At 70.7% G+C, this 19987-nt stretch carries 25 protein-coding genes and 3 tRNA genes; 18 read left to right on the top strand and 10 right to left on the bottom strand.

Annotation, left to right across the window (positions count from 1 at the left end; all coding sequences use genetic code 11):
- The first annotated feature begins 77 nt into the window (after window positions 1–77).
- The 11 genes from B7K21_RS08150 to B7K21_RS08100 all read left to right on the top strand — a co-directional run bounded on the left by B7K21_RS08150 (window position 78) and on the right by B7K21_RS08100 (window position 8353).
- Complete coding sequence (locus tag B7K21_RS08150; RefSeq protein WP_084074955.1) at window positions 78–560, top strand: MarR family winged helix-turn-helix transcriptional regulator; 483 nt, start codon at window positions 78–80, stop codon at window positions 558–560.
- Between the two features lie 66 nt (window positions 561–626).
- Window positions 627–1598, top strand: coding sequence for a calcium/sodium antiporter (locus B7K21_RS08145; protein ID WP_084074954.1), 972 nt, complete (start codon window positions 627–629; stop codon window positions 1596–1598).
- A gap of 63 nt (window positions 1599–1661) precedes the next feature.
- On the top strand, window positions 1662–2417 hold the full coding sequence (locus B7K21_RS08140) for an ABC transporter ATP-binding protein (RefSeq protein ID WP_234989252.1): 756 nt from the start codon (window positions 1662–1664) through the stop codon (window positions 2415–2417).
- A complete protein-coding gene (locus tag B7K21_RS08135; RefSeq protein ID WP_084074952.1) occupies window positions 2399–4057 on the top strand; it encodes a hypothetical protein in 1659 nt (552 codons plus the stop codon). Before B7K21_RS08140 ends, B7K21_RS08135 begins: the two co-directional genes overlap by 19 nt.
- 32 nt (window positions 4058–4089) lie before the next feature.
- Complete coding sequence (locus B7K21_RS08130; RefSeq protein ID WP_084074951.1) at window positions 4090–4374, top strand: DUF3039 domain-containing protein; 285 nt, start codon at window positions 4090–4092, stop codon at window positions 4372–4374.
- A 43-nt stretch (window positions 4375–4417) separates the two neighbouring features.
- Complete coding sequence (gene clpS, locus B7K21_RS08125) at window positions 4418–4705, top strand: ATP-dependent Clp protease adapter ClpS (protein ID WP_084074950.1); 288 nt, start codon at window positions 4418–4420, stop codon at window positions 4703–4705.
- A complete protein-coding gene (locus tag B7K21_RS08120) occupies window positions 4702–5373 on the top strand; it encodes a DUF2017 family protein (protein ID WP_084075454.1) in 672 nt (223 codons plus the stop codon). Before clpS ends, B7K21_RS08120 begins: the two co-directional genes overlap by 4 nt.
- A complete protein-coding gene (murI, locus tag B7K21_RS08115) occupies window positions 5366–6172 on the top strand; it encodes a glutamate racemase (RefSeq protein WP_084074949.1) in 807 nt (268 codons plus the stop codon). Before B7K21_RS08120 ends, murI begins: the two co-directional genes overlap by 8 nt.
- Window positions 6169–6936, top strand: coding sequence for an MBL fold metallo-hydrolase (locus tag B7K21_RS08110; RefSeq protein ID WP_084074948.1), 768 nt, complete (start codon window positions 6169–6171; stop codon window positions 6934–6936). The genes murI and B7K21_RS08110 overlap by 4 nt, the downstream gene beginning before the upstream one ends.
- 75 nt (window positions 6937–7011) lie before the next feature.
- Entirely contained in the window at window positions 7012–7740 is a 729-nt protein-coding gene (rph, locus tag B7K21_RS08105; RefSeq protein ID WP_084074947.1) for a ribonuclease PH, read from the top strand.
- Window positions 7697–8353: a non-canonical purine NTP pyrophosphatase gene (locus tag B7K21_RS08100; RefSeq protein ID WP_084074946.1), complete on the top strand. Its 657-nt coding sequence runs from the start codon at window positions 7697–7699 to the stop codon at window positions 8351–8353. The genes rph and B7K21_RS08100 overlap by 44 nt, the downstream gene beginning before the upstream one ends.
- Here the strand turns inward: B7K21_RS08100 and B7K21_RS08095 are convergent.
- Window positions 8350–8895: a DUF4916 domain-containing protein gene (locus tag B7K21_RS08095; protein WP_084074945.1), complete on the bottom strand. Its 546-nt coding sequence runs from the start codon at window positions 8893–8895 to the stop codon at window positions 8350–8352. The genes B7K21_RS08100 and B7K21_RS08095 overlap by 4 nt on opposite strands.
- 131 nt (window positions 8896–9026) lie before the next feature.
- Between B7K21_RS08095 and trxA the strand changes: the two genes are divergently transcribed.
- A complete protein-coding gene (gene trxA / locus B7K21_RS08090; RefSeq protein ID WP_084074944.1) occupies window positions 9027–9389 on the top strand; it encodes a thioredoxin in 363 nt (120 codons plus the stop codon).
- 78 nt (window positions 9390–9467) lie between these two features.
- On the opposite strand, the gene B7K21_RS08085 is transcribed toward trxA, so the two are convergent.
- Window positions 9468–9549, bottom strand: a tRNA-Leu gene (locus tag B7K21_RS08085).
- Between the two features lie 104 nt (window positions 9550–9653).
- On the opposite strand from B7K21_RS08085, the gene B7K21_RS08080 reads away from it, so the two are divergent.
- Complete coding sequence (locus B7K21_RS08080; protein ID WP_084074943.1) at window positions 9654–10430, top strand: EAL domain-containing protein; 777 nt, start codon at window positions 9654–9656, stop codon at window positions 10428–10430.
- Window positions 10431–10460: 30 nt separating this feature from the next.
- On the opposite strand, the gene bcp is transcribed toward B7K21_RS08080, so the two are convergent.
- Window positions 10461–10931: a thioredoxin-dependent thiol peroxidase gene (gene bcp, locus B7K21_RS08075; protein WP_084074942.1), complete on the bottom strand. Its 471-nt coding sequence runs from the start codon at window positions 10929–10931 to the stop codon at window positions 10461–10463.
- Between the two features lie 290 nt (window positions 10932–11221).
- On the opposite strand from bcp, the gene B7K21_RS08070 reads away from it, so the two are divergent.
- A tRNA-Lys gene (locus tag B7K21_RS08070) sits at window positions 11222–11294 on the top strand.
- A gap of 269 nt (window positions 11295–11563) precedes the next feature.
- Here the strand turns inward: B7K21_RS08070 and B7K21_RS08065 are convergent.
- The 3 genes from B7K21_RS08065 to B7K21_RS08055 all read right to left on the bottom strand — a co-directional run bounded on the left by B7K21_RS08065 (window position 11564) and on the right by B7K21_RS08055 (window position 14171).
- A complete protein-coding gene (locus tag B7K21_RS08065) occupies window positions 11564–12562 on the bottom strand; it encodes a glycine betaine ABC transporter substrate-binding protein (RefSeq protein WP_084074941.1) in 999 nt (332 codons plus the stop codon).
- A gap of 218 nt (window positions 12563–12780) precedes the next feature.
- Window positions 12781–13512 (bottom strand): ABC transporter permease, encoded by a 732-nt coding sequence (locus B7K21_RS08060; RefSeq protein ID WP_084075453.1) that lies wholly within the window; start codon window positions 13510–13512, stop codon window positions 12781–12783.
- Window positions 13509–14171: an ABC transporter permease gene (locus B7K21_RS08055; RefSeq protein ID WP_084074940.1), complete on the bottom strand. Its 663-nt coding sequence runs from the start codon at window positions 14169–14171 to the stop codon at window positions 13509–13511. The genes B7K21_RS08060 and B7K21_RS08055 overlap by 4 nt, the downstream gene beginning before the upstream one ends.
- 109 nt (window positions 14172–14280) lie before the next feature.
- Here B7K21_RS08055 and B7K21_RS08050 point away from each other — a divergent pair, with 109 nt between their 5' ends.
- Complete coding sequence (locus B7K21_RS08050; protein WP_144016136.1) at window positions 14281–15039, top strand: ATP-binding cassette domain-containing protein; 759 nt, start codon at window positions 14281–14283, stop codon at window positions 15037–15039.
- Window positions 15040–15051: 12 nt separating this feature from the next.
- On the opposite strand, the gene B7K21_RS08045 is transcribed toward B7K21_RS08050, so the two are convergent.
- The 3 genes from B7K21_RS08045 to orn all read right to left on the bottom strand — a co-directional run bounded on the left by B7K21_RS08045 (window position 15052) and on the right by orn (window position 16750).
- Window positions 15052–15879, bottom strand: coding sequence for a DUF4126 domain-containing protein (locus B7K21_RS08045; protein WP_084074939.1), 828 nt, complete (start codon window positions 15877–15879; stop codon window positions 15052–15054).
- A gap of 122 nt (window positions 15880–16001) precedes the next feature.
- Window positions 16002–16077 (bottom strand) — tRNA-His (locus tag B7K21_RS08040).
- Between the two features lie 61 nt (window positions 16078–16138).
- Window positions 16139–16750, bottom strand: a complete 612-nt coding sequence (gene orn, locus B7K21_RS08035) for an oligoribonuclease (RefSeq protein WP_084074938.1) — start codon at window positions 16748–16750, stop codon at window positions 16139–16141.
- A 94-nt stretch (window positions 16751–16844) separates the two neighbouring features.
- On the opposite strand from orn, the gene B7K21_RS08030 reads away from it, so the two are divergent.
- From B7K21_RS08030 to B7K21_RS08020, 3 genes are read left to right on the top strand one after another with little or no spacing between them, the layout of a single operon-like run.
- The gene (locus B7K21_RS08030; protein ID WP_084074937.1) at window positions 16845–17201 is read left to right on the top strand and encodes a GntR family transcriptional regulator; all 357 of its coding nucleotides are present in this window, start codon (window positions 16845–16847) and stop codon (window positions 17199–17201) included.
- Window positions 17198–18085 (top strand): ABC transporter ATP-binding protein, encoded by an 888-nt coding sequence (locus tag B7K21_RS08025; protein ID WP_084074936.1) that lies wholly within the window; start codon window positions 17198–17200, stop codon window positions 18083–18085. The genes B7K21_RS08030 and B7K21_RS08025 overlap by 4 nt, the downstream gene beginning before the upstream one ends.
- The gene (locus B7K21_RS08020) at window positions 18082–18864 is read left to right on the top strand and encodes a hypothetical protein (protein WP_084074935.1); all 783 of its coding nucleotides are present in this window, start codon (window positions 18082–18084) and stop codon (window positions 18862–18864) included. The genes B7K21_RS08025 and B7K21_RS08020 overlap by 4 nt, the downstream gene beginning before the upstream one ends.
- Here B7K21_RS08020 and B7K21_RS08015 read toward each other — a convergent pair whose 3' ends face one another.
- Window positions 18865–19974 carry an NADH:flavin oxidoreductase/NADH oxidase gene (locus B7K21_RS08015; RefSeq protein WP_084074934.1) on the bottom strand — a complete coding sequence of 370 codons (1110 nt, stop codon included), beginning with the start codon at window positions 19972–19974 and terminating at the stop codon, window positions 18865–18867.
- Between the last annotated feature and the right edge of the window lie 13 nt (window positions 19975–19987).

Below are 19987 nucleotides of genomic sequence, written 5' to 3'. Positions count from 1 at the left end.
AAAGTTGAAATAATCCGCGTCTCGGCACTCTAGGCGGCAACACTTGAACTGTCAACTAATGCGCGTATGATCGTCACATGACCACCGAGCAGCTCGACACGCGTGAGGCCTCCCTGTGGCAGGACCTCATGGCGTTCAGCACGCTCATGCCCGCCGCGATCGAGGAGGAGCTGCGGCGCGACGCCGGACTGAGCCTGTTCGAGTTCTCCGTGCTCGCGCTGCTCGCGCGCTCCCCGGAACGTACCGAGACCATGTCACGCGTCGCGGAATCCACGCACGTCTCCGCCTCAAGGCTCTCGCACGCCGCCGCACGACTCGAGGAGCGCGGGCTCATCGAGCGCACGGCCTGCCCCACGGACCGCCGCTCCGTGTTCGCGGTCCTCACCGACGCCGGGCTCGAGAAGCTCGAGGTCTCGCTTCCGATCCACACCGCGGGCATCCGACGCGTCGTACTCGACGCGCTCGACGACGCCGACCGCGACCACCTCGCCCGCATCCTCGCGACCCTGCTGCGCCACGACCGCATCGGCGGCGAGGCCTGCGCGACGGACGAGGCGTAGCCACCGCCACCCGCGCATCCACCCGGCCGCCGCGTCGGGCATGCACGCGCCGGTAGGCTCCAGTCCATGGCCCTCGCAGTCGTCGCCACCGTCGTCGGCCTCGCGGCCCTCGCATTCAGCGCGGACCGCTTCGTCGCTGGCGCAGCCGCCGTCGCACGCTACCTGGGCCTCGCGCCCCTGCTGATCGGCATGCTCGTCATCGGCTTCGGCACGTCTGCCCCGGAGCTCGTGATCTCAGGCATCGCCGCCGCGCAGGGAAACCCCGGTATCGCGCTGGGAAACGCGTTCGGCTCCAACGTCGCCAACATCGGGCTCATCCTGGGCACCACAGCCATCATCGTGCCCATCGCGGTGCACCGCGGCGTGCTGCGCCGTGAGCTGCCGATCCTGCTCGTCGCCACGATCATCGCGGGCCTCCTGCTGGCTGACGGCGCGCTGTCCCGCGCCGACGCGGCCGTGCTCGCGGGCACGCTCGTGCTCTACCTCGCGTGGTCGCTCATCGTGGCACGGCGGGCATCCCGAGACGAGCTCGCGCGCGAGGTCGCGGTCGCCGCCTCGGGGATGTCTCGCCGCGCGGCGTGGACCACGATGCTGGTGGGCCTCGTCGCGCTCGTGATCTCGTCCCGGGTGCTCGTGTGGGGAGCGGTCGGGATCGCGGAGCGGCTGGGCTGGTCCGACCTGATCATCGGTCTCACCGTCGTCGCCGTCGGGACCTCGGCGCCGGAACTGGCGTCGGCGCTCGCGGCCGTCCGCAAGGGCGAGAACGACCTCGCGCTGGGCAACGTCATCGGGTCAAACCTCTTCAATACGCTCGGCGTGCTCGGCCTCGCCGGGCTCATCGCCCCCACGGTCGTCGGCTCGGAGATTCTCACCCGCGACCTGCCGGTGCTGCTTTCGCTCACGGTGCTGCTCCTGCTGTTCGCAGTGGGCATCCCCGGCCGACGCGATGGGCGCGGCCGCATCAATCGGGTCGAGGGTGCGGTGCTGCTCGCCGTCTGGCTCGGGTACACGGGCTTCCTGCTCGCCACCGCAGGCTGAATGCAGGATGGGGTGTCTCACAGACACCCCCGTGAGGAGGCGTGCGGGCGTTAGCCTGTGGCGGTGACTCCCGCCCTGACCCTCGCAGGCCTGCGCAAGGTGTTCGGCGCCACCGTCGCGGTCGACCGCGTCGACCTGGAGATCCCGCAAGGCTCCTTCTACGGAGTCGTGGGTCCCAACGGCGCCGGCAAGACCACCACGCTGTCCATGGCCACCGGACTGCTCGTGCCGGACGCCGGCACCGTCCACGTGCACGGCGTCGACCTGTGGCGCGACCCGGAGGCCGCCAAGCCGCTGCTGGGCGTGCTGCCGGACGGTCTGCACTCGTTCGATCGCCTCACCGGCTCCGAGCTCATCAGCTACGCAGGCCTCCTGCGCGGCATGCACCGAGACGTGGTGGAGCAGCGGCGAGACGATCTGCTTGCGGCGCTCGACCTCGACTCCGCGGGCCGCACGCTCGTCTCGGACTACTCGGCTGGCATGACCAAGAAGGTCGCGCTCGCGTGCGCGCTGGTGCACGCGCCCCGCGTGCTGGTGCTTGACGAGCCCTTCGAGGCGGTCGACCCGGTCAGCGCCGGCGCGATCCGGCGCATCCTCGCGTCATTCGTCGAGGGCGGCGGCACGGTCGTGATGTCGTCGCACGTCATGGCGCTCGTGGAGCGGCTGTGCGACCGCGTCGCGATCGTCGGGTCCGGGCGGGTGCTCGCCCACGGCACGCTCGACGAGGTGCGGGCCGGTGCCGACCTCGAGGAGAGGTTCGTCGCGCTCGTGGGAGACGTCGCCGATCAGCGGGACCTGACGTGGTTGCGCCGGTCCTGAGTCTCAAGTGGCGCTCGACGCTGCACTCGATGCGCCGCGACTGGTGGCGCGTCCTCGTGCTCGTCTCCGGCGTCATCTGGTCGATCACGCTCGTGCCGTCCGTATGGTTCGCGCAGCGCGTGCTGTCATACCAGCACCCCGATCTCAAGACCGATGCGCTCGTCGCGACAGCGTCCGTCCTCGTGCTGGGCTGGTGCGTGGTGCCGCTGCTGCTCACCGGACTCGACGACACGCTCGAGCCGACGCGCTTCGCCTCGCTCGGCGTCTCCGCCCGGCGTCTCATGCCGGGGATGACCGTCGCCGCCTTCCTGACCGTGCCCGCGCTGTTCTTCCTCGCGGCCATGCTGGTGCTCGCCCTCGCGTGGGAGCCCGAGCCGTGGCCCGCGCTGCCCGTCGCGCTCGCGGGAGCCGGGCTCACCGTCGCCGTCATGGTGATGAGCGCCCGGGTCGCCGTCGGCTGGGGCACGCGCGTGCTCGGATCGCGTCGCGCGCGCCTGGTCGCGCTCGCTGCGGGCGCCGTCATCATCGCGGCCCTCGCGCCAGCGGCAGTCCTGCTGTTCCGCGACGGGCTCGAGCTCGTGCTCGACTACGACGTGCCGGTGCTGATCTCCTCGCTCGGAGCCACACCGATCGCCTCGGGCATGGCCGCGCCGCACGCCGCGGCCGACGGTGACCTCCTCGGCGTCGCGTGGCGCCTTGCCCTGCCGGCGGCCTGGGTGGTGCTGCTGCACGGCGCGTGGCGTGCGTCGGTCGCCCATGCGCTCGTGCATCCACGCCAGCGCGGTGGGGGAGAGCGCCGCCGCGACGACCGCATCCTCGCCACGCAGGCGCGATCCGAACGCTGGGATGCGACGCTCGCACGCGTCCCGGGGCCGCTCGGGGTCGCGGCTCGACGCGTGCGCGCGAGGGCGGCAGCGCCACCCGCAGCACGAGCGGTCCGCAGCCGCGCGTTGCGTGCCTGGGCGTCGGACCCCCGGTATCTCTCCGCGGGAGTGGGCGCGATGGTGTTCCCGCTGCTGTTCTTCGCTGTCGTGATGCCCTCGCTGGGGCTCGCGACCTGGTGGGCGTATGCGGTCCCGCTGCTGCTCGCCGCCTCGATCGGCTGGGGCAGGCACAACGACGTCGCGTACGACTCGACGGCGATGTGGCTCGACCTCGTCAGCGGGCGTCGCGGCCACGCCGTCATGCGCGGGAGGGTCGAGGCGACGCTCGCGTGGGCAGTTCCGGCTGTGCTCGCCGCATGCGTGCTCGCGGTGCTCGCGACCGGCGAGTGGGCCCTCGCGCCGGGGCTCGTCGGCGCCGCGATCGGTGCGCTGGGCGCGACCGTCGGCGTCTCCGCCGTGATGGCGGTCGCCATGCCCTATCGCGCTCCGCAGCCAGGGTCAAATCCGTTCACGGCGGAGGTCGGGTCGCTCGGCGCGGGCCTCGCCGCGCAGGTCGTGTCCTCGTTCGCGTCGGCGGCGATCGCACCTCTCGTGACGGTGCCGTTCGTGCTCGGCGTGATCGTGCGTCCCGCATGGGCCGGCGTGAGCGCCGTCACCGGCCCCGTGCTGGGCGTCGCGGCGGTGGTGCTCGCGGTGCGCGTCTCCGGCACGCTCTACGACTCGCGCAGCGGCCGCCTGCTGGGCGCCGTCGCCTGAATCGCACGCGCCGCGCGACTACGATGGGCCGCATGAGCGAGCCGAACTCTCCCGTCGAGCAGCCGCAGGGCGGCACCGCCACCATCGAGCGCACGGACACGCGTCAGGTCGTCGAGCCCGGCGACGCCGAGCGGTTCTCGCACTACGTGCGCAAGGAGAAGATCCTCGAGTCGGCGATGACGGGCGACCCCGTGATCGCGCTGTGCGGAAAGGTGTGGATCCCCGGACGTGACCCGCAGCGCTTCCCGGTGTGCCCGGCGTGCAAGGAGATCCTCGACGGCCGGTTCGGCCCCGAGGACGGCGACGGCGAGTCCTGACCGCTTCCATGGCGGCGAGCGGACGCTGACCTAGGCTGGGACCGTGGCCTTCCAAGAGGAGCTCGAGCCCGAGGGCGGGGTCGCCACGCGCCCGGACGACGCGTGGGTCACCCTCGTGTGGAACGACCCCGTCAACCTCATGAGCTACGTGACCTACGTGTTCCAGACCTACTTCGGCTTCTCGCAGGCCGAGGCCGAGCAGCGTATGCGCGAGGTGCATGAGAACGGCCGATCCGCGGTGAGCACCGGCTCGCGCGAGAAGATGGAGGTCGACGTGCAGGCGATGCACGGGTACGGCCTGTGGGCCACGCTGCAGCGGAGCGGCGAGTGAGGGGCTTCGAGCCGCGCGACGCCGCCATGGTGGCCGAGCTGGACGACGAGGAGCGCACGGTGCTCGCACGCATCGTCGCTGACGTGGGCCTGCTGCTGGGCGGCGAACGGTTCGGCCTTGAGGGCGAGGGCGAGCCCGAGCCGATCGACTCCGAACGCGCGCTGTTCGCGGCATTGCAGGGACTCGAGGAGGCCCTCGCCGAGCCAGACGACCCCGCCATCCTGCGGCTGCTGCCCAACGCGTCCCCCGAGGACCGCGAGGTGGCGGACGAGTTCCGGCGGCTCACCGAGGCCGACCTCAGGGGCCTCAAGGTGGACAGGCTGCGCCGCATGTGGCGCCAGCTCAGCGAGGACGGCGAGCAGTGGCGCGTCGAGCGGGTCGAGGCCGATGCGACGGCCGCGGCGCTCACCGACGTGCGCCTGGTGCTCGCCACGCGCCTGGGCCTCAGCACCGATCTGGAGGTCGATGCGCTGCACGCCGAGATCGACCTGGCTGTGCGCACGCTCGACGAGGATGAGGACGCGACCGGCGTCGACCACGAGCGCGTGTGGCTCGGCATGCTGTACGAGGCGCTCACGTGGCTCCAGGAGTCGCTCGTGCGCTGCCTCATGGACGGCGACGAGCCCGACGCCGCCCGCTCACAGGACCTAGGGGAGGACGATGTCTGACGCGCCCATCGGGGTGTTCGATTCAGGCGTGGGCGGCCTCACCGTCGCGCGCGCCATCATGGACATGCTCCCGCACGAGTCGATCCACTACGTGGGCGACACGAAGTACGGCCCGTACGGCCCGTTGCCCATCCGCGAGGTGCGCGAGCATGCGCTGTCGATCATGGACGCGCTCGTGGACGACGGCGTGAAGCTCCTGGTGATCGCATGCAACACCGCGTCGGCCGCGGTGCTGAGAGACGCGCGCGAGCGGTTCTCTCGCGAACGCGGAGTGCCCGTCGTGGAGGTGATCGTGCCGGCCGTGCGCCGCGCCGCGACGCTGACCCGGTCCGGGCGCGTGGGTGTGATCGGCACCAAGGCGACCATCACGTCGGGCGCGTACGACGACGCGCTCGCGGCGGCGCCGGGCGTCGCGATCACGAGCCAGGCGTGCCCGCGTTTCGTCGAGCTCGTCGAGGCGGGCATCACGAGCGGACCCGAGGTGATCGAGGTCGCCGAGGAGTACCTGGCGCCCCTCAAGGACGCGCAGGTGGACACCGTGATCCTGGGCTGCACGCACTATCCGATGCTCGCCGGCGCGATCGGCTACGTGATGGGACCCGACGTCACGCTCGTCGACTCCGCGACGGAGACTGCGATCGATGTGTACCGCGCGCTGACCAAGGCGGGGCTCGAGCGCCCCGTGGACGGTGAGCCGCCGCGTCACCGCTTCTTCGCGACTGGGGAGTCGGAGCGCTTCGAGGCGCTCGCACAGCGGTTCCTGGGCCCCGTGGTGGGTGCGGTGGAGCCGCTCGGATGAGGCTGACCGTGGTCGGCTGCTCCGGCTCCGCGCCGGGAGCGGCGTCTCCGGCCTCGTGCTACCTCGTCGAGGCGGATGACGCCGACGGGCGCACGTGGCGCGTGGCGCTCGACCTGGGCTCGGGCGCCCTCGGGCCTCTGCAGCGCTACGCGGATCCGCGCTTGCTCGACGCGATCCTCATCTCGCATTCGCACGCAGACCACTGCGCGGACCTCGCCGTCATGGACGTCTACCTCAAGTACCACCCCGACGGTGAGGCGAGCGTGCCCGTGCATGGTCCCTTCGGGCTCGGCGGGCGGATCGCGGAGCTGCGCGGCGTCGCCGAGACGACCGCGGCGCTCCCGGTGACGGCCTGGCAGCCGGGAGCACCCGTGACAGTGGGCCCGCTCACGGTGACGTGCGCGGCGGTCGCCCATCCCGTGCCCGCCTACGCGATGCGCCTCACCGGGCCGTCCGAGAGCGGGGGAGAGGCGACGCTCGTCTACTCCGGGGACACCGATGTGTGCGACGGCCTCGCGGAGCTCGCGTGGGGAGCCGACCTGTTCCTGTGTGAGGCGTCCTTCCTCGAGGAGGAGGACGGGCCGCGCGGGCTGCACCTGACCGGTGCGCGTGCCGGTGCCGTCGCCCAGGAGGCGAGCGTCGGGCGTCTGCTGCTCACGCACGTGCCGCCCTGGACCGATCCGAACGCGATCGTCGCCGAGGCCGCCGAGCAGTTCACGGGCCCTCTGCAGGCGGCGCACCCAGGGCTTCGCAGGAGCCTGTAGCGCTCGCCCGTCCGACGCGCGGTGCGGGGCGTCTCGGCGGCCGGGGCGTCAGCGCTCGCCGGTAGGCTCGTGCGCATGACGACTCGTGCCGATGGACGACTTCCCGACCAGCTCCGACCCGTGACGCTTCAACGTGGCTTCCAGGCCAATGCCGAGGGCTCGTGCCTCGTGACGTTCGGAGGCACGCGAGTGCTGTGCTCCGCCTCGTTCACGGAGGGCGTGCCGCGCTGGAAGAAGGGCTCGGGCGAGGGTTGGGTGACCGCCGAGTACGCGATGCTTCCGCGCGCCACGAACACGCGCAACGACCGAGAGAGCGTGCGCGGCAAGATCGGCGGACGCACCATGGAGATCTCGCGCCTCATCGGCCGCTCGCTGCGCGCCGTCGTGGACGTGAAGGCGCTCGGCGAGAACACGATCGTGCTGGACTGCGACGTGATCGACGCCGACGGCGGCACGCGCACCGCGGCCATCACCGGCGCGTACGTGGCGCTCGCCGATGCGATCGCGTGGGGACGCGCGAAGGGAGCCATCGCGTCGGGCGCGAAGCCGCTCACCGGTTCCGTGTCCGCGATCTCGGTGGGGATCATCGACGGCACACCCATGCTGGACCTCCCCTACGTGGAGGACGTGCGCGCCGAGACCGACATGAACGTCGTGATGACCGGCGTGGGCGGCTTCGTGGAGGTGCAGGGCACCGCTGAGGGCGCGCCGTTCAGCAAGGCCGAGCTCGACGCGCTGCTCGCGCTCGCGACTGCGGGCAATGCGGAGCTCGCGCAGCTGCAGGCCGCGGCGCTCGAGGGCTGACGTGGCACGCCTCGCGATCGCGACCCACAACGCGCACAAGGTCGACGAGATCTGGGCGATCCTCGCTCCGCTCGTGCCGGGTCTGACGCGTGAGGACGTGGCGTCCGCCAAGGAGCTCGACGCACCCTCGCCCGTCGAGGACGGTGTGAGCTTCGCCGGCAACGCGCTGATCAAGGCGCGTGCGCTCGCGGCGTCGACGGGGCTGCCGGCGATCGCCGACGACTCCGGCATCGCGGTGGACGTCATGGGTGGCGCCCCCGGCATCTTCTCGGCGCTGTGGTCGGGGCGTCACGGCGCCGACCGCGAGAACCTCGAGCTGCTGCTCGCGCAGATGGCTGACATCCCCGACGAGCACCGCTCCGCCGAGTTCGTGTGCGCGGCGGTGCTCGTGACGCCCGACGGACGTGAGTTCACGCAGGTGGCGAACCTCAGGGGAGAGCTGCTGCGTGCGCCGGCGGGCGAGGGCGGCTTCGGCTACGACCCGATCTTCCAGGCCCACGGCGAGTCCGTGTCGAATGCCCAGATCAGCGCCGAACGCAAGAACGAGATCTCGCACCGCGGGAAGGCGTTCCGGGCGCTTGCACCGATCGTCGCGCAGGTCCTCGGGGACTAGGCGGGCAGCGCGCCGACGTGTGCGAGCGCCTGGCGTACCACGAGGTGCTGGCCGCCGGACATCTCCTGGGCGACGTCGTCGGAGGCGGCCTCCTCGGGGGTGAGCCACACGATGTCGAGGGCGTTCTGGCTGGGCTCGCACGTGCCCTCGACAGGCACCACGTAGGCGAGCGCGACGGCGTGCTGGCGCGAATCGTGGAACGCCGTGACGCCGCGCGTGGGGAAGTACTCGGCGATCGTGAACGGCGTGGGAGACAGCGGCACCTGTGGCAGCGCGATCTGGCCCAGGTCCTTCTCGAGATTGCGGATCAGTGCGTCGCGGACCGTCTCGTGATACATCACGCGGCCCGCGACGATGGCGCGCGTGATCATGCCTTCGTCGGCTCGCAGCAGCAGTCCGACGTGCGTGACTTCGCCGCGGGGATTGATTCGGACCGGAACTGCGTTCACGTACAGCATGGGGAGGTTCCCGCGCACGTGGGCGAGTTCACGGTCGGGTAGCCAGCCCTGCGGCTCCGGCGGAAGTTCGGCCATGTCCGTCATGAGTCTTTTCTACAACGCCGGTGCGTAAGCCTCGCGATGCGCGCCGGTGAGTGACATGGTGAATACGGAATAGCAACGTCGAAAGAGACGTTAGAATACCCCCTAGGGTATTCATTCGACGAGAGGAACACATGGCTACTGTCGAGCTGACCACTGACAACTTCGAGGACACCGTCTCCAAGGACGGCATCGTCCTCGTCGACTTCTGGGCCGACTGGTGCGGCCCCTGCAAGCGCTTCGCGCCCATCTACGAGGACTCGTCGAACGAGCATGCGGACATCGTCCACGGCAAGGTCGACACCGAGGCCCACCAGGAGCTGAGCATCAAGTACGGGATCACCGCGATCCCCACTCTCATGGCGTTCCGCGACGGCATCATGGTCTTCAACCAGGCCGGCGCGCTCCCCGGTCCCGCGCTCAAGCAGCTCGTGGACGCGGTCGAGGGCCTCGACATGGACGAGGTCCGCGAGAAGATCGCCGAGCAGCAGGGCTGATCGGCCCCGGGCGGAGCGCCCGGCACAGACTCCACGCGGGGGTCGGCACCATGCCGGCCCCCGCGTCGTCGTCTCAGGTGCGCGAGGGGGGACTTGAACCCCCACGCCCGAAGGCACTGGAACCTAAATCCAGCGCGTCTGCCAATTCCGCCACTCGCGCGCGAGCGGCAGTCTACGCGGCAACGGACACGCGCCGCGGCCCTCCATGCGCCCGACGCGAGGCGCGCCTAGTCTGAGAGCGCTGGGGAGAAATGGGGTTGCGCCATGAGGGGCCGCCGCGCAGGGCACGACGCCCGCTGGCTCGCGCTGCTCGACGACGCGCTCACCGGCGACGGGGTGGACATCGAGGTCCAGCCGATCGTCGACATCGTCGCGGGCCGCACGGACGGATACGAGGCGCTCGCGCGTTTCGAGCATGAGGACGCCGAGGGAGTGGGCCCGGATGTGTGGTTCCAGCGGGCGCGCGAGCACGAGCTGCTTGCGGAGCTCCAGGCAGCCGCGGCCGTCAAGGCGCTCGCGCTCACGGGCAGCCTCGCGTCCGATCGGTTCATCGCGATCAACGTCGAGCCCGACGCCATCCCGCACCCCGCCGTGCGCGCCGCGCTCCTTGACCACGGCGACCTCTCCCGCGTCGCGATAGAGCTCAACGAGCACGCCGTCTGGCACTGGGAGCAGATGGCCCCCACGATCGCTGAGCTGCGCACCCGCGGCGCCTCGTTCGGCATGGACGATGCGGGCACCGGCGCCGAAGGCCTCGCTCACCTCGAGAGGCTCGCGCCCGTGTACGTGAAGGTGCATCGCGACGTGATCGACGGCATCGCCAGCGACCCGTCGCGCGTCGCCGTCCTGGGCGTGGTGCAGCAGTTCGCCGCGCGCGTCGACGCGGGTCTGGTCGGCGTGGGGGTGGAGCGGCTCGAGGATGCGCTCGCCCTGCGCTCGCTCGGCGTGCGCCACGCGCAGGGCTACGCGCTCAGCCCTCCCGCGCCGCCGTGGCCCGACGCCGATCCGGCAGCGCTCGGCAGGCTCGCACTGGGGGAGTGAGGCCCCGCAGCAGGCGTCTGCGCCCGAGCGTCAGTCGATCCCCAGGTCGCGGCGCAGCTTGGCCACGTGGCCGGTCGCCTTCACGTTGTACTGCGCCAGCGCGACGGTGCCGTCCTCGTTCACGACGACGGTCGAGCGGATCGACCCCTCGACCTCCTTGCCGTACAGCTTCTTGAGGCCCCACGCGCCGTACGCGTCCTGCACGGCACGGTCCTCGTCTGACACCAGCGTGAAGGTCAGGCCCTCCTTCTCGCGGAACTCCGCGAGCTTCGCGGGCGAATCCTTCGAGATGCCCACGACCGTGTAGCCGGCGGCGTTCAGCGCATCGAGGGAGTCGCGGAAGTCGCACGCCTGGGTGGTGCAGCCCGGGGTCATGGCCGCCGGGTAGAAGTACAGGATGACCTTCTTGCCCTGGTGGTCCGACAGGGTGAAGGAGCCCTCGTCGGTGGCGGCGGTGAAGTCGGGGGCGGCGTCGCCCTTGCTCAGTCGGTTCTCGCTCATGATGCCGCCAACGCTAGCGGAGCCGTGCTGATTCCAGCCGACGCGACGGTCCGGTACGCCGCCGTCCACTGGGGCCCATGCGAGTCGCGAAAGCGTCACTGACTGTCCACTTGCGCCTGGTGCGGAGCTCGCCGCGGGGGCTCTCCCCGTGGACGCTCAGTGACGGTTCTGAGCGCCCCGTGCACCGCAATGGACGCTGTTGTACCGCGCGTCCGGCACCCCCGCACAGCCGATTTCACACATCGCGCGAGGCCTGCTAAAGTTGACTCTCGCGCACGAGCGCAGCACGAGCGCCTCTAGCTCAATTGGCAGAGCAACTGACTCTTAATCAGTGGGTTCGGGGTTCAAGTCCCCGGGGGCGTACGAACAGCGAAGGCCCGGTCCGAATGGACCGGGCCTTCGTCGTTCCTCCGGGGAGTGAGAACTCTCAGTCGAGCTCGACCCAGCGGTCGATGGACCACGCGATGGCGAGTGCGATGGCCGGGTCGAAGCCGTCCGCGACATCGAGCGTGTACTGGTCGCGCGCACGCGCGTCACCGATCACGCGGGCGGCGCGGCAATGCCGGGGCGTCCAGATGCGACGCGGGGCCGGTCCCCGAAGGAACCGGCCCCGCGTGCGGAGGAGGTGAGCGTCAGCCGAGCGCCGCGTCGGACGAGAACACGAGGCCGATGGCGACCTGCCCGTCAGTGATGGCGGTCTTGGTGAGCGGGCCGCCCGGGTCGAGCGACAGGAACGAGTCGATCTCGATCCCGTAGGTGTTCTCGAGGCCCACCTGGCAGAAGTCGCGCTCGGGGCACTCGGCGGGGCCGCCGAGGACGATCGGGCCGCAGGTCTCTGCGAGCTCGGAGAGCGTCGTCACGCCGTAGGCGTCGATGAACCCCTGCGTGGTCGCGAAGGCGTTCTGATCCTGCGCGGCCGAGGGCTCGCCGAACACGATGCCAGCCTGCTCCGCGAGCGGTGCGGCGGCTGCGAGGGTCTCCTCGACGTCGCCGCTGGCGACCGTGGCAGCCTCGGCGCCGTTGATCGACTTGTTCAGGTACTCGGTCGCGGTCGCGGCGTACTCGGGGACGATGTCCACCTCACCCGACTGCAGCGCGGGCATGTACGTCTCGCGCGTGCCGATGGTGCGCACCTCGACGGTGTACCCGGCGGTGCGCAGCACCTCTGCGTAGATCTCGCCGACAGTGATCGCCTCGCTGAAGTTCGCCGTGCCGATCACGAGGCTGCCCTCGCCGGTGGAGGGTGCCGTCAGGCCGTTGTCGGCGACGAACTGCGCGGCCACGTCGCCCGAGGTCTGGCGGTCGATGTCCACGGACTTGTTCAGCTGGATGAGCGTGGGCGTATCGAGCGAGTCGGAGACGACCGCGAGGGCGCTGAGGACGGGCTCGGTCGCCGAGTCCGCGTTGACGGCGGGCACGACGTTGTCGGACAGCTGGAGCTGAAGGTCGTCCTCGAGCACCACGATCGTGTCGCCCGCGACGGGCGTGCACTCCTGGGCCATGGCGGTCTCGGACATGGAATCGGAAGGAGTGGCGGAGCCGCTTGACTCGCCCTCCTCGTAGCTGGTGCAGCCGGCGAGGGCGATCACGGAGATCGCCGCTGCCGCAAGAATGCCGGAACGGGTGTGCATGGGTGCTCCTCGTCGAGAGTGTCGGTCGTCGGGGACAACCCGGCGACGACCCAGGTTGTTCCCGCCCGGGCCCGCCGATCAGGCCCGGCGAGGTTCGTTGCCAGGGGCCGCACGGATGGGTGCCGGTCGGTTCCAGTCAATCGCGGATTGCCTTGGCGTGCAGGCGAAACACCCGACGCTGTGGTCCGGCGCGCGCTCGACTGGCCGTCGTTGGGGGCCTAGGACGCGATGAGCGTGCGGTGGCGCAGGGCCGCGGGGGTGAGGCGCCGCTGCAGGAGCCCCATGAGCGCGTCGACGCCCAGGCACACGACCGCGACGATGAGGCCGCCCGCGAGCACCTGCCCGTAGCGCTGGGTCGCGAGCCCCGTGTTGATGATCACGCCCAGTCCTCCGCCGGCCACGAGCGCCGCGAGCGGCACGGTCGCGACGGTCTGGGTGGTCGCGGTGCGCAGGCCGGCGGCGATGAGCGGCCACGCGAGCGGCAGCTCGACCCTCGTGGCGACCTGGAAACGCGTGAGGCCTTGACCGAGCGCGGCCTCGCGCAGGTCCGGGTCCACATCCGCCATGCCGGTGTACGCGTTCGTGAGGATCGGCGGGAACGCGAAGATGGCGGCGGCGAGCACCACGGCGCGATTGCCGAACCCGATGGCGGACGCGGCGAACAACGTGAGGAGGGCCAGCGTCGGCATGGCGCGCGAGACGTTGGAGACGATGACGGTAGCCGCACCGCCGCGTCGGACATGGCCCAGCAGCACGCCGAGCGGCAGCGCGAGAGCGGCCGCCGCCAGCACGGCCCCTGCGGACATGCCGAGGTGCTCGATCGTGAGCGCGAGGATCGAGTCGCGGGGCAGCACCCACTCGCCGGGGGAGACCTCGCGCAGCACGCCGTAGTCGCCGAGCCAGCTGTGCGGATCCGTGAGGTAGGCCCACGCGTCGCCGAGGGTGCTCATGCGGCCCTCCTGCGCGTCCACGGCATCGCGAGGCGGCCCGCGAGCACCAGCAGCAGATCCAGCACCAGCGCGAGCAGCAGGCACAGGAGCGCGCTCGTGGCGATCTGTGCGCGGTAGTCCGACTGGAAGCCGCGGAACATCAGCTGCCCGAGCCCTCCGTAGCCCACGACGACGCCCACCGTGACGAGCGCGACCGTGGAGACCGTGGCGATGCGCAGTCCCGCGAGGATCGCCGGCAGCGCGTTGGGCAGCTCGACTGACACGAGCAGCCTCGTAGGGGTGTAGCCCAGGCCGCGCGCGGCGTCCACGACGTCAGGGTCCACGCCCTGCAGCCCCACGACGATGTTGCGCACCAGCACCAGGAGCGCGTACACGACGAGGCCGATCAGCACGGTGGTGCGCCCGATCCCCGTGAACGGCGCCAGGAGCGCGAACAGGGCGAACGAGGGGATCGTGTACAGCACGGCGCTCGTGCCCAGGATGGAGCCGGCCAGGCGAGGCACCCGATGCGCGAGCACCGCGAGCGGGATGGCAATCAGCAGTGCGATCGCGATCGCCTGGAGCGTCAGCGTCGTGTGAATCGTCAGCTGACGGATCACTTCCTCGCTGTTGCGCTCGACGTAGTCCCACGACAGCCAGGGATTGGGGACCTCGTCCATCCGGCCACTGTAGCGGCCATCCCCGACGTCGGGTCCAGCGCGCGTGGGGCGGCTCGCCCGACGCGCGGGCCAGGTGCGCTCGCTGCCCTACAGGCGCTAGCGTGGCCGGATGGCCACCACCGGCATCGTCCTGACCGACGTCACCAAGACCTACCCCGACGGCACCGTCGCGGTCGGGTCGCTCTCGCTCGAGGCGCGCCAGGGCGAGGTGCTCGCGCTCGTGGGGCCGTCGGGCTGCGGCAAGTCGACGACGCTGCGCATGGTCAACCGGCTCGTCGAGCCCACGTCGGGCACGATCGAGGTGGGCGGCGAGGACGTCATGGCCGCCGACGCGGTGCAGCTGCGCCGCAGCATCGGCTACGTCATCCAGCACGTGGGGCTGTTCCCGCACCGCACCGTCGCGCAGAACGTCGCGACAGTGCCGGGGCTACTCGGCTGGGACAAGGCCCGCACCGCCGCGCGAGTCGACGAACTGCTCGCCATGGTGGGGCTTCCCCGTGAGACGTACGGCGCGCGCTACCCGCACGAGCTGTCCGGGGGCGAGCGTCAGCGCGTCGGCGTGGCACGCGCCCTCGCGGCCAGGCCTTCGGTGCTGCTCATGGACGAGCCCTTCGGCGCCGTGGACCCCCAGGGTCGCCGACGCCTGCAGCGCGAGTTCCAGGCGATCCAACGCGACCTGGGCACCACCGTGATGATGGTGACGCACGACATCCGTGAGGCTGTGCTGCTGGCGGACCGCATCGCCGTGCTGTCGCGCGGGGGAGTGCTCGAGCAGCTCGGCACCCCTGACGAGGTCACGGGCGCGCCCGCGAACGACTTCGTCGAGGACTTCCTCGCGGACTTCGACGTGGAGCCGAAGGCGTCCTGAGCCGCGGAGGCGTCAGGCCTCGGGACGGTGACTCTCGCCTGCGGGAGGTGCCGACGCCGCGTCCTGGCGTGACGTGTCGAGTGCCTCCTCCAGCGCGGCCGCCTCGTTGCCGCCGTGATCGCCGTTGTCGCCCGAACGGCCTCCGATGCGCTCGCGATACTCTCGCGTCCACGCCCGCCAGCGTTCGCGTCGCGACCCGCCGGTGGCCTCCCGCTCCGCCTCGTCGGCCTCGCGCGCCTGCCGGCGCTCGGTCTGGAGCAGTTCCTTGTGCCGTCGCCTGCGCCGTCCCGTCGTGACGATGCGGTACACCGCGATGCCCATCGCGATGAAGACCAGCACCACGAGGAAGGGGATGAAGATCGCGAGGAACGACAGCGCGACGGACACGGCATCCTCCGCGAAGGACGCGAGCGGTGCACCCGTGCCGCCCGTGGCGGCGTTCACGGCGGGGCGCGAGGCGGCCTTGGCGGTGTGCACGATCGCGGTGATGATCGCGCCGACGACGCCGGCGATCAGCGGGTTGTCGGACCAGAAGCTCGCGCCGTCCAGCTCCGCGGCGGCCGAGGTCGCGGCGAAGATCACGCCGCCGACCAGGGGTCGCACGGCAGTCTGGATGAGGTCGTTCACGTGGTCCACGCCGGGGATCTTGTCCAGCACCACATCAGCGGCGAGCAGCAGCAGCGCGATGATGAGCGTGGGCCATGACTGCAGCCACATCAGCTCGGCGGGCAGCGTGATCACGTCCGTGAAGCGGGCGAACAGGCCCACGATCACGAGCGGGATGAACGCGTTCAGACCCGCCGCAGCGGAGAGCCCGGCGCCGGTCAGCGCTGCGATCATGGAGGACCTCCCTTGTCCCCGGGCGGGGAGATGACTTCCCGGCTATCTTCCCACTCCCGCGAGCCAGGCGGCGCATGCGGCACCAACACGAAGGGCCCCTCCGGAGAGGGGCCCTTCGACAGTGGGGTGGCTGACGGGACTTGAACCCGCGGCCCTCGCGACCACAACGCGATGCTCTACCTGCTGAGCTACAGCCACCATCGGCTCTCAAGGAGAGCCAGCGAAAAGTGTACCGTGCCGCGGCAGGTGGCGGCGACGCTCAGGGCGCCGACGCGTCGGGCGAGACGGAGGTGGCTGCGGCCTTCGCTGCGTCGGAGTCAGGTCCGGGCAGTGGAACGAGCACGGTCTCGCGGTAGTAGCGGAGCTCGCGGATGGAGTCCTGGATGTCGCCGAGAGCACGATGCCCGCCAGTCTTCTCCGGTGCGTTGAAGAACACGCGGGGATACCAGCGGCGCACAAGTTCCTTGAGCGAGCTGACGTCGACCACGCGGTAGTGCAGGCGTCCCATGAGGTTCGGCATGTCGCGCTCGAGGAACGCCTTGTCCATGCCGACGGTGTTGCCCGCGAGCGGCGCGCGTGCGCCGGCAGGGACGTGCGCGTCGACGTACTCGCACACGAGTCGCTCGGCCTCCTCCATCGTCATGCCGTGCTCGAGCTCGGGCAGCAGGCCGGACGTCACGTGCATGTCGCGCACGAAGTCGTTCATCTGCGCGACGGCCGCGGGGGAGGGCTTGATCACCACCGAGACTCCCTCGCCGAGCACGTTGAGCTCGGCGTCCGTGACCAGGCAGGCGACCTCGACGAGCGCGTCGTTCTCGAGGTCGAGCCCGGTCATCTCGCAGTCGATCCACACCAGATGATCAGAGGCCATGGAGCCACTCTAGGGGGTGCTCGCGGGCTCGCAGTTGACATTCCTCAGGTCATGTGGTTAGTTAGTTGAGTAACTAACCAATACGGAGGTTGTCGTGGACGACTCCAGACCGCTGTTCCAGCAGATCGCCGAGGCCCTCGAGGGCGCGGTGCTGGACGGCTCCATGCCCGAAGGGTCCCAGGTGCCGTCGATCAACGAGCTCGCCGCATTCCATCGCGTGAATCCGGCGACCGCGCTCAAGGGCGTGACGCTGCTCGTCGACGCAGGGATCCTCCACAAGAGAAGGGGGATCGGAATGTTCGTATCCGAGGGGGCGAGGGCGCAGCTGCTCGCCGCCAGAAGGGCCGACTTCGTCGAGCGCCACGTGGCGCCCGTCGTGGCGCAGGCCCGCGCACTCGGCCTCACCGCCGCAGAGGTGTCGGCACTGATCGTGAAGGAGATGGAGCGATGACAGCAATCCTCGAGGCTCAGGGCCTCTCGCGGCACTTCGGGCCGGTCAAGGCCGTCGACGACGTGTCGTTCCGCATCGACGAGGTGGGCATCCACGGTCTGCTGGGGCGCAATGGCGCAGGCAAGTCGACCCTGATGAACCTGCTCACGGGTCAGGACTTCGCGACGGCGGGCTCGGCGCGAGTGCGTGGCGAGAGCCCCGTGGAGAACCCGCGTGCGATCGGCGAGGTCGCGCTCATCAAGGAGTCCCAGGTCTACCCCGAGGGGTACAAGGGCAGGCACGTCCTCAAGGCCGCGTCGTGGATCTTCCCGCACTGGGACGACGACTTCGCCTCCCGCCTCGTCGAGGACTTCCATGCGCCGCTCGACCGCTACATGAAGAAGCTGTCGCGCGGTCAGCGCTCGTCCATCGGTGCGATCGTCGCCCTCGCCTCCCGCGCCGAGGTGACTCTTCTCGACGAGCCGTACGCAGGGCTGGATGCCGTCGCGCGCCAGCTCTTCTACGACCGGCTGCTCTCGGACTTCGCCGAGCACCCCCGCACGGTCCTGATGTCGACCCACCTGATCGACGAGGCCGCGGATCTCTTCCAGAGGGTGCTGGTGATCGACGACGGCCGCCTCGTGATCGACGAGGACGCCGACGCGCTTCGTGGCACGGCGCTGCGGATCGTCGGCCCCGTCGACGCGGTCGAGGCCGTGGTCCGCGGGCACCAGATCCTTCACCGCGAAGCGCTCGGCGGCACCGCCGCCATCACCATCGACGGCGCGAACGGCGAGCTGCGGGCCGCCGCCGTCGCGGCGGGGCTCGAGCTCGCGCCCGTCTCGCTTCAGCAGCTCATCGTGCGCCGCACCGGCGCGCCGTTCACCCAGGAGGTGGCCTCATGACCGTCTACACCGAGACTCAGCCCGCCCCCGCGTCGGGCCCGACCGCCGCGCCGGTCGTGCACCGTATGCGTGCCGTGCTGCGCATCCACATCGCCAACCCTTGGCAGACGCTGATCCTGCCGTGGATCATCACGCTGCTGATCTTCGGTGGCAACGCCGCGATCTGGGGCATGATCACGTACTCCGCCGGCGGCTCCGACAACGTCGAGACCTCGGCGTTTCAGTCCAACGGCGGCATCACGTGGATCTACGTGTACATGCTGATCGTGGCTGTGCAGGCGATGCACTTCACCTTCCGCTTCGCGCTGGGCTTCTCCGTCACGCGCCGCGACTACTACGCGGGCACTCTGCTCTACTTCATCACGCTCGCCGCGTACTACACGGTGGGCCTCACCGCGCTCGTGCTCCTCGAGAGGGCCACGGATGGCTGGTGGCTCGGCGGGTCCTTCTTCGCTCCACTCGGCCTGACGACTGCGCCCGTGGCCTCCGTGGCCTACACGAGCTTCGCCGCCATGCTCCTCGCCTTCGGCGTCGGCGCCGCCTCGGCTGCGGTGTGGGTGCGCTGGGGCGCGCCGGGACTGTACTGGATGTTCGGCATCCTCACCGTGGTCGGCATCGTCGCGCTGTGGGGAGCGACGGTGCTCGAGGCGTGGCCCACGGTGTGGGAGTTCCTGTCCACGACGTCCGTCGTGGCACTCGTGAGCTGGACCCTGCCTGTGACTGCGCTCGCCGCTCTCGCCGGCTACGTGCTGCTGCGCAGGTCGCCCGTCAGGTCCTGATCAGTCCTCAGACGCCACCGTCGCGGGGCGCGAGTCGAACGTCCCGCGACGGAACGGCGCCGGCCAGTAGTCCACCTCGACGCCCAGCTCGTGAGCCGCGCGCAGCGCGAAGCGCGGATCGCGCAGGAACTCACGGCCGGCGAACACCGCCGTGGCCTTGCCGCTCGCGACGATCTCCTCGGCCTGAGGGCCGTCGACGATCTGGCCGACCGCGGCCGTCATGATGCCGGAGCGCTCGTGCACGGCGGCGGCGTGGGGAACCTGGTAGCCGGGGCCGACGGGGATCGAGGCGCCCGGAAGCAGCCCGCCCGACGACGTGTCGATCAGATCGGCGCCCGCCTCGCGCAGCCAGGCCGCGAGCGTGACGGTGTCCTCGAGGGTCCAGCCCTCGGGCTCGAGCCAGTCGGTCGCGGACACGCGCACGAACAGAGGCACGTCCGGTCCGGCGATCGCGCGCACCTCACGCACCACGTTCAACAGCAGTCGCGCGCGGTTGACGATCGAGCCCCCGTAGTCGTCGGTGCGGTCGTTCGACAGAGGCGACAGGAACTGGTGGATTAGGTACCCGTGCGCCGCGTGCACCTCGAGTACGTCGAAGCCGGCAGCGAGCGCTCGGGCGGCCGACTGGCCGAAGGCGTACACGACGTCGTTGATCTCGTCCGTCGACAGGCCGTTGGGCTCGGCGTAGCCGGGGAAGGCGATGGGCGACGGCGCGACCGTCGTCCAGCCCCCGTCCTCGACCGGCACGCTGCCGTGTCCACTCCAGTCGCGATACGTCGAGGCCTTGCGGCCCGCGTGCGCGAGCTGGATGCCCGCCTTTGCGCCCTGCGAGTGGATGAAGTCCACGACCCTCTTCCACGCCTCCTGCTGGTCGTCTTCCCAGATGCCGGGGCACCACGGGCTGATCCGACCCTCCGGCACCACTGCCGTGGCCTCCGCCATCACGAGCCCCGCGCCGCCCTGCGCGAACGAGCCGAGCGTCGCAAGGTGCCAATCGCCGACCACGCCGTCCCTGTCCTCGCACGAGTACTGGCACATCGGGCTCACCCAGAGCCGATTGCGGAACTCAGTCGAGCGGATGGACAGCGGCGAGAACAGCACAGAGGTCATGGGGACATCTTTG

The sequence above is a fragment of the Demequina sp. NBRC 110052 genome (genome assembly GCF_002090075.1).
In the GTDB taxonomy this organism is placed as follows: Bacteria; Actinomycetota; Actinomycetes; order Actinomycetales; family Demequinaceae; genus Demequina.
The sequence above is the reverse complement of the archived record's forward strand: the minus strand, read 5'-3'. Positions and strand labels throughout refer to the sequence as shown.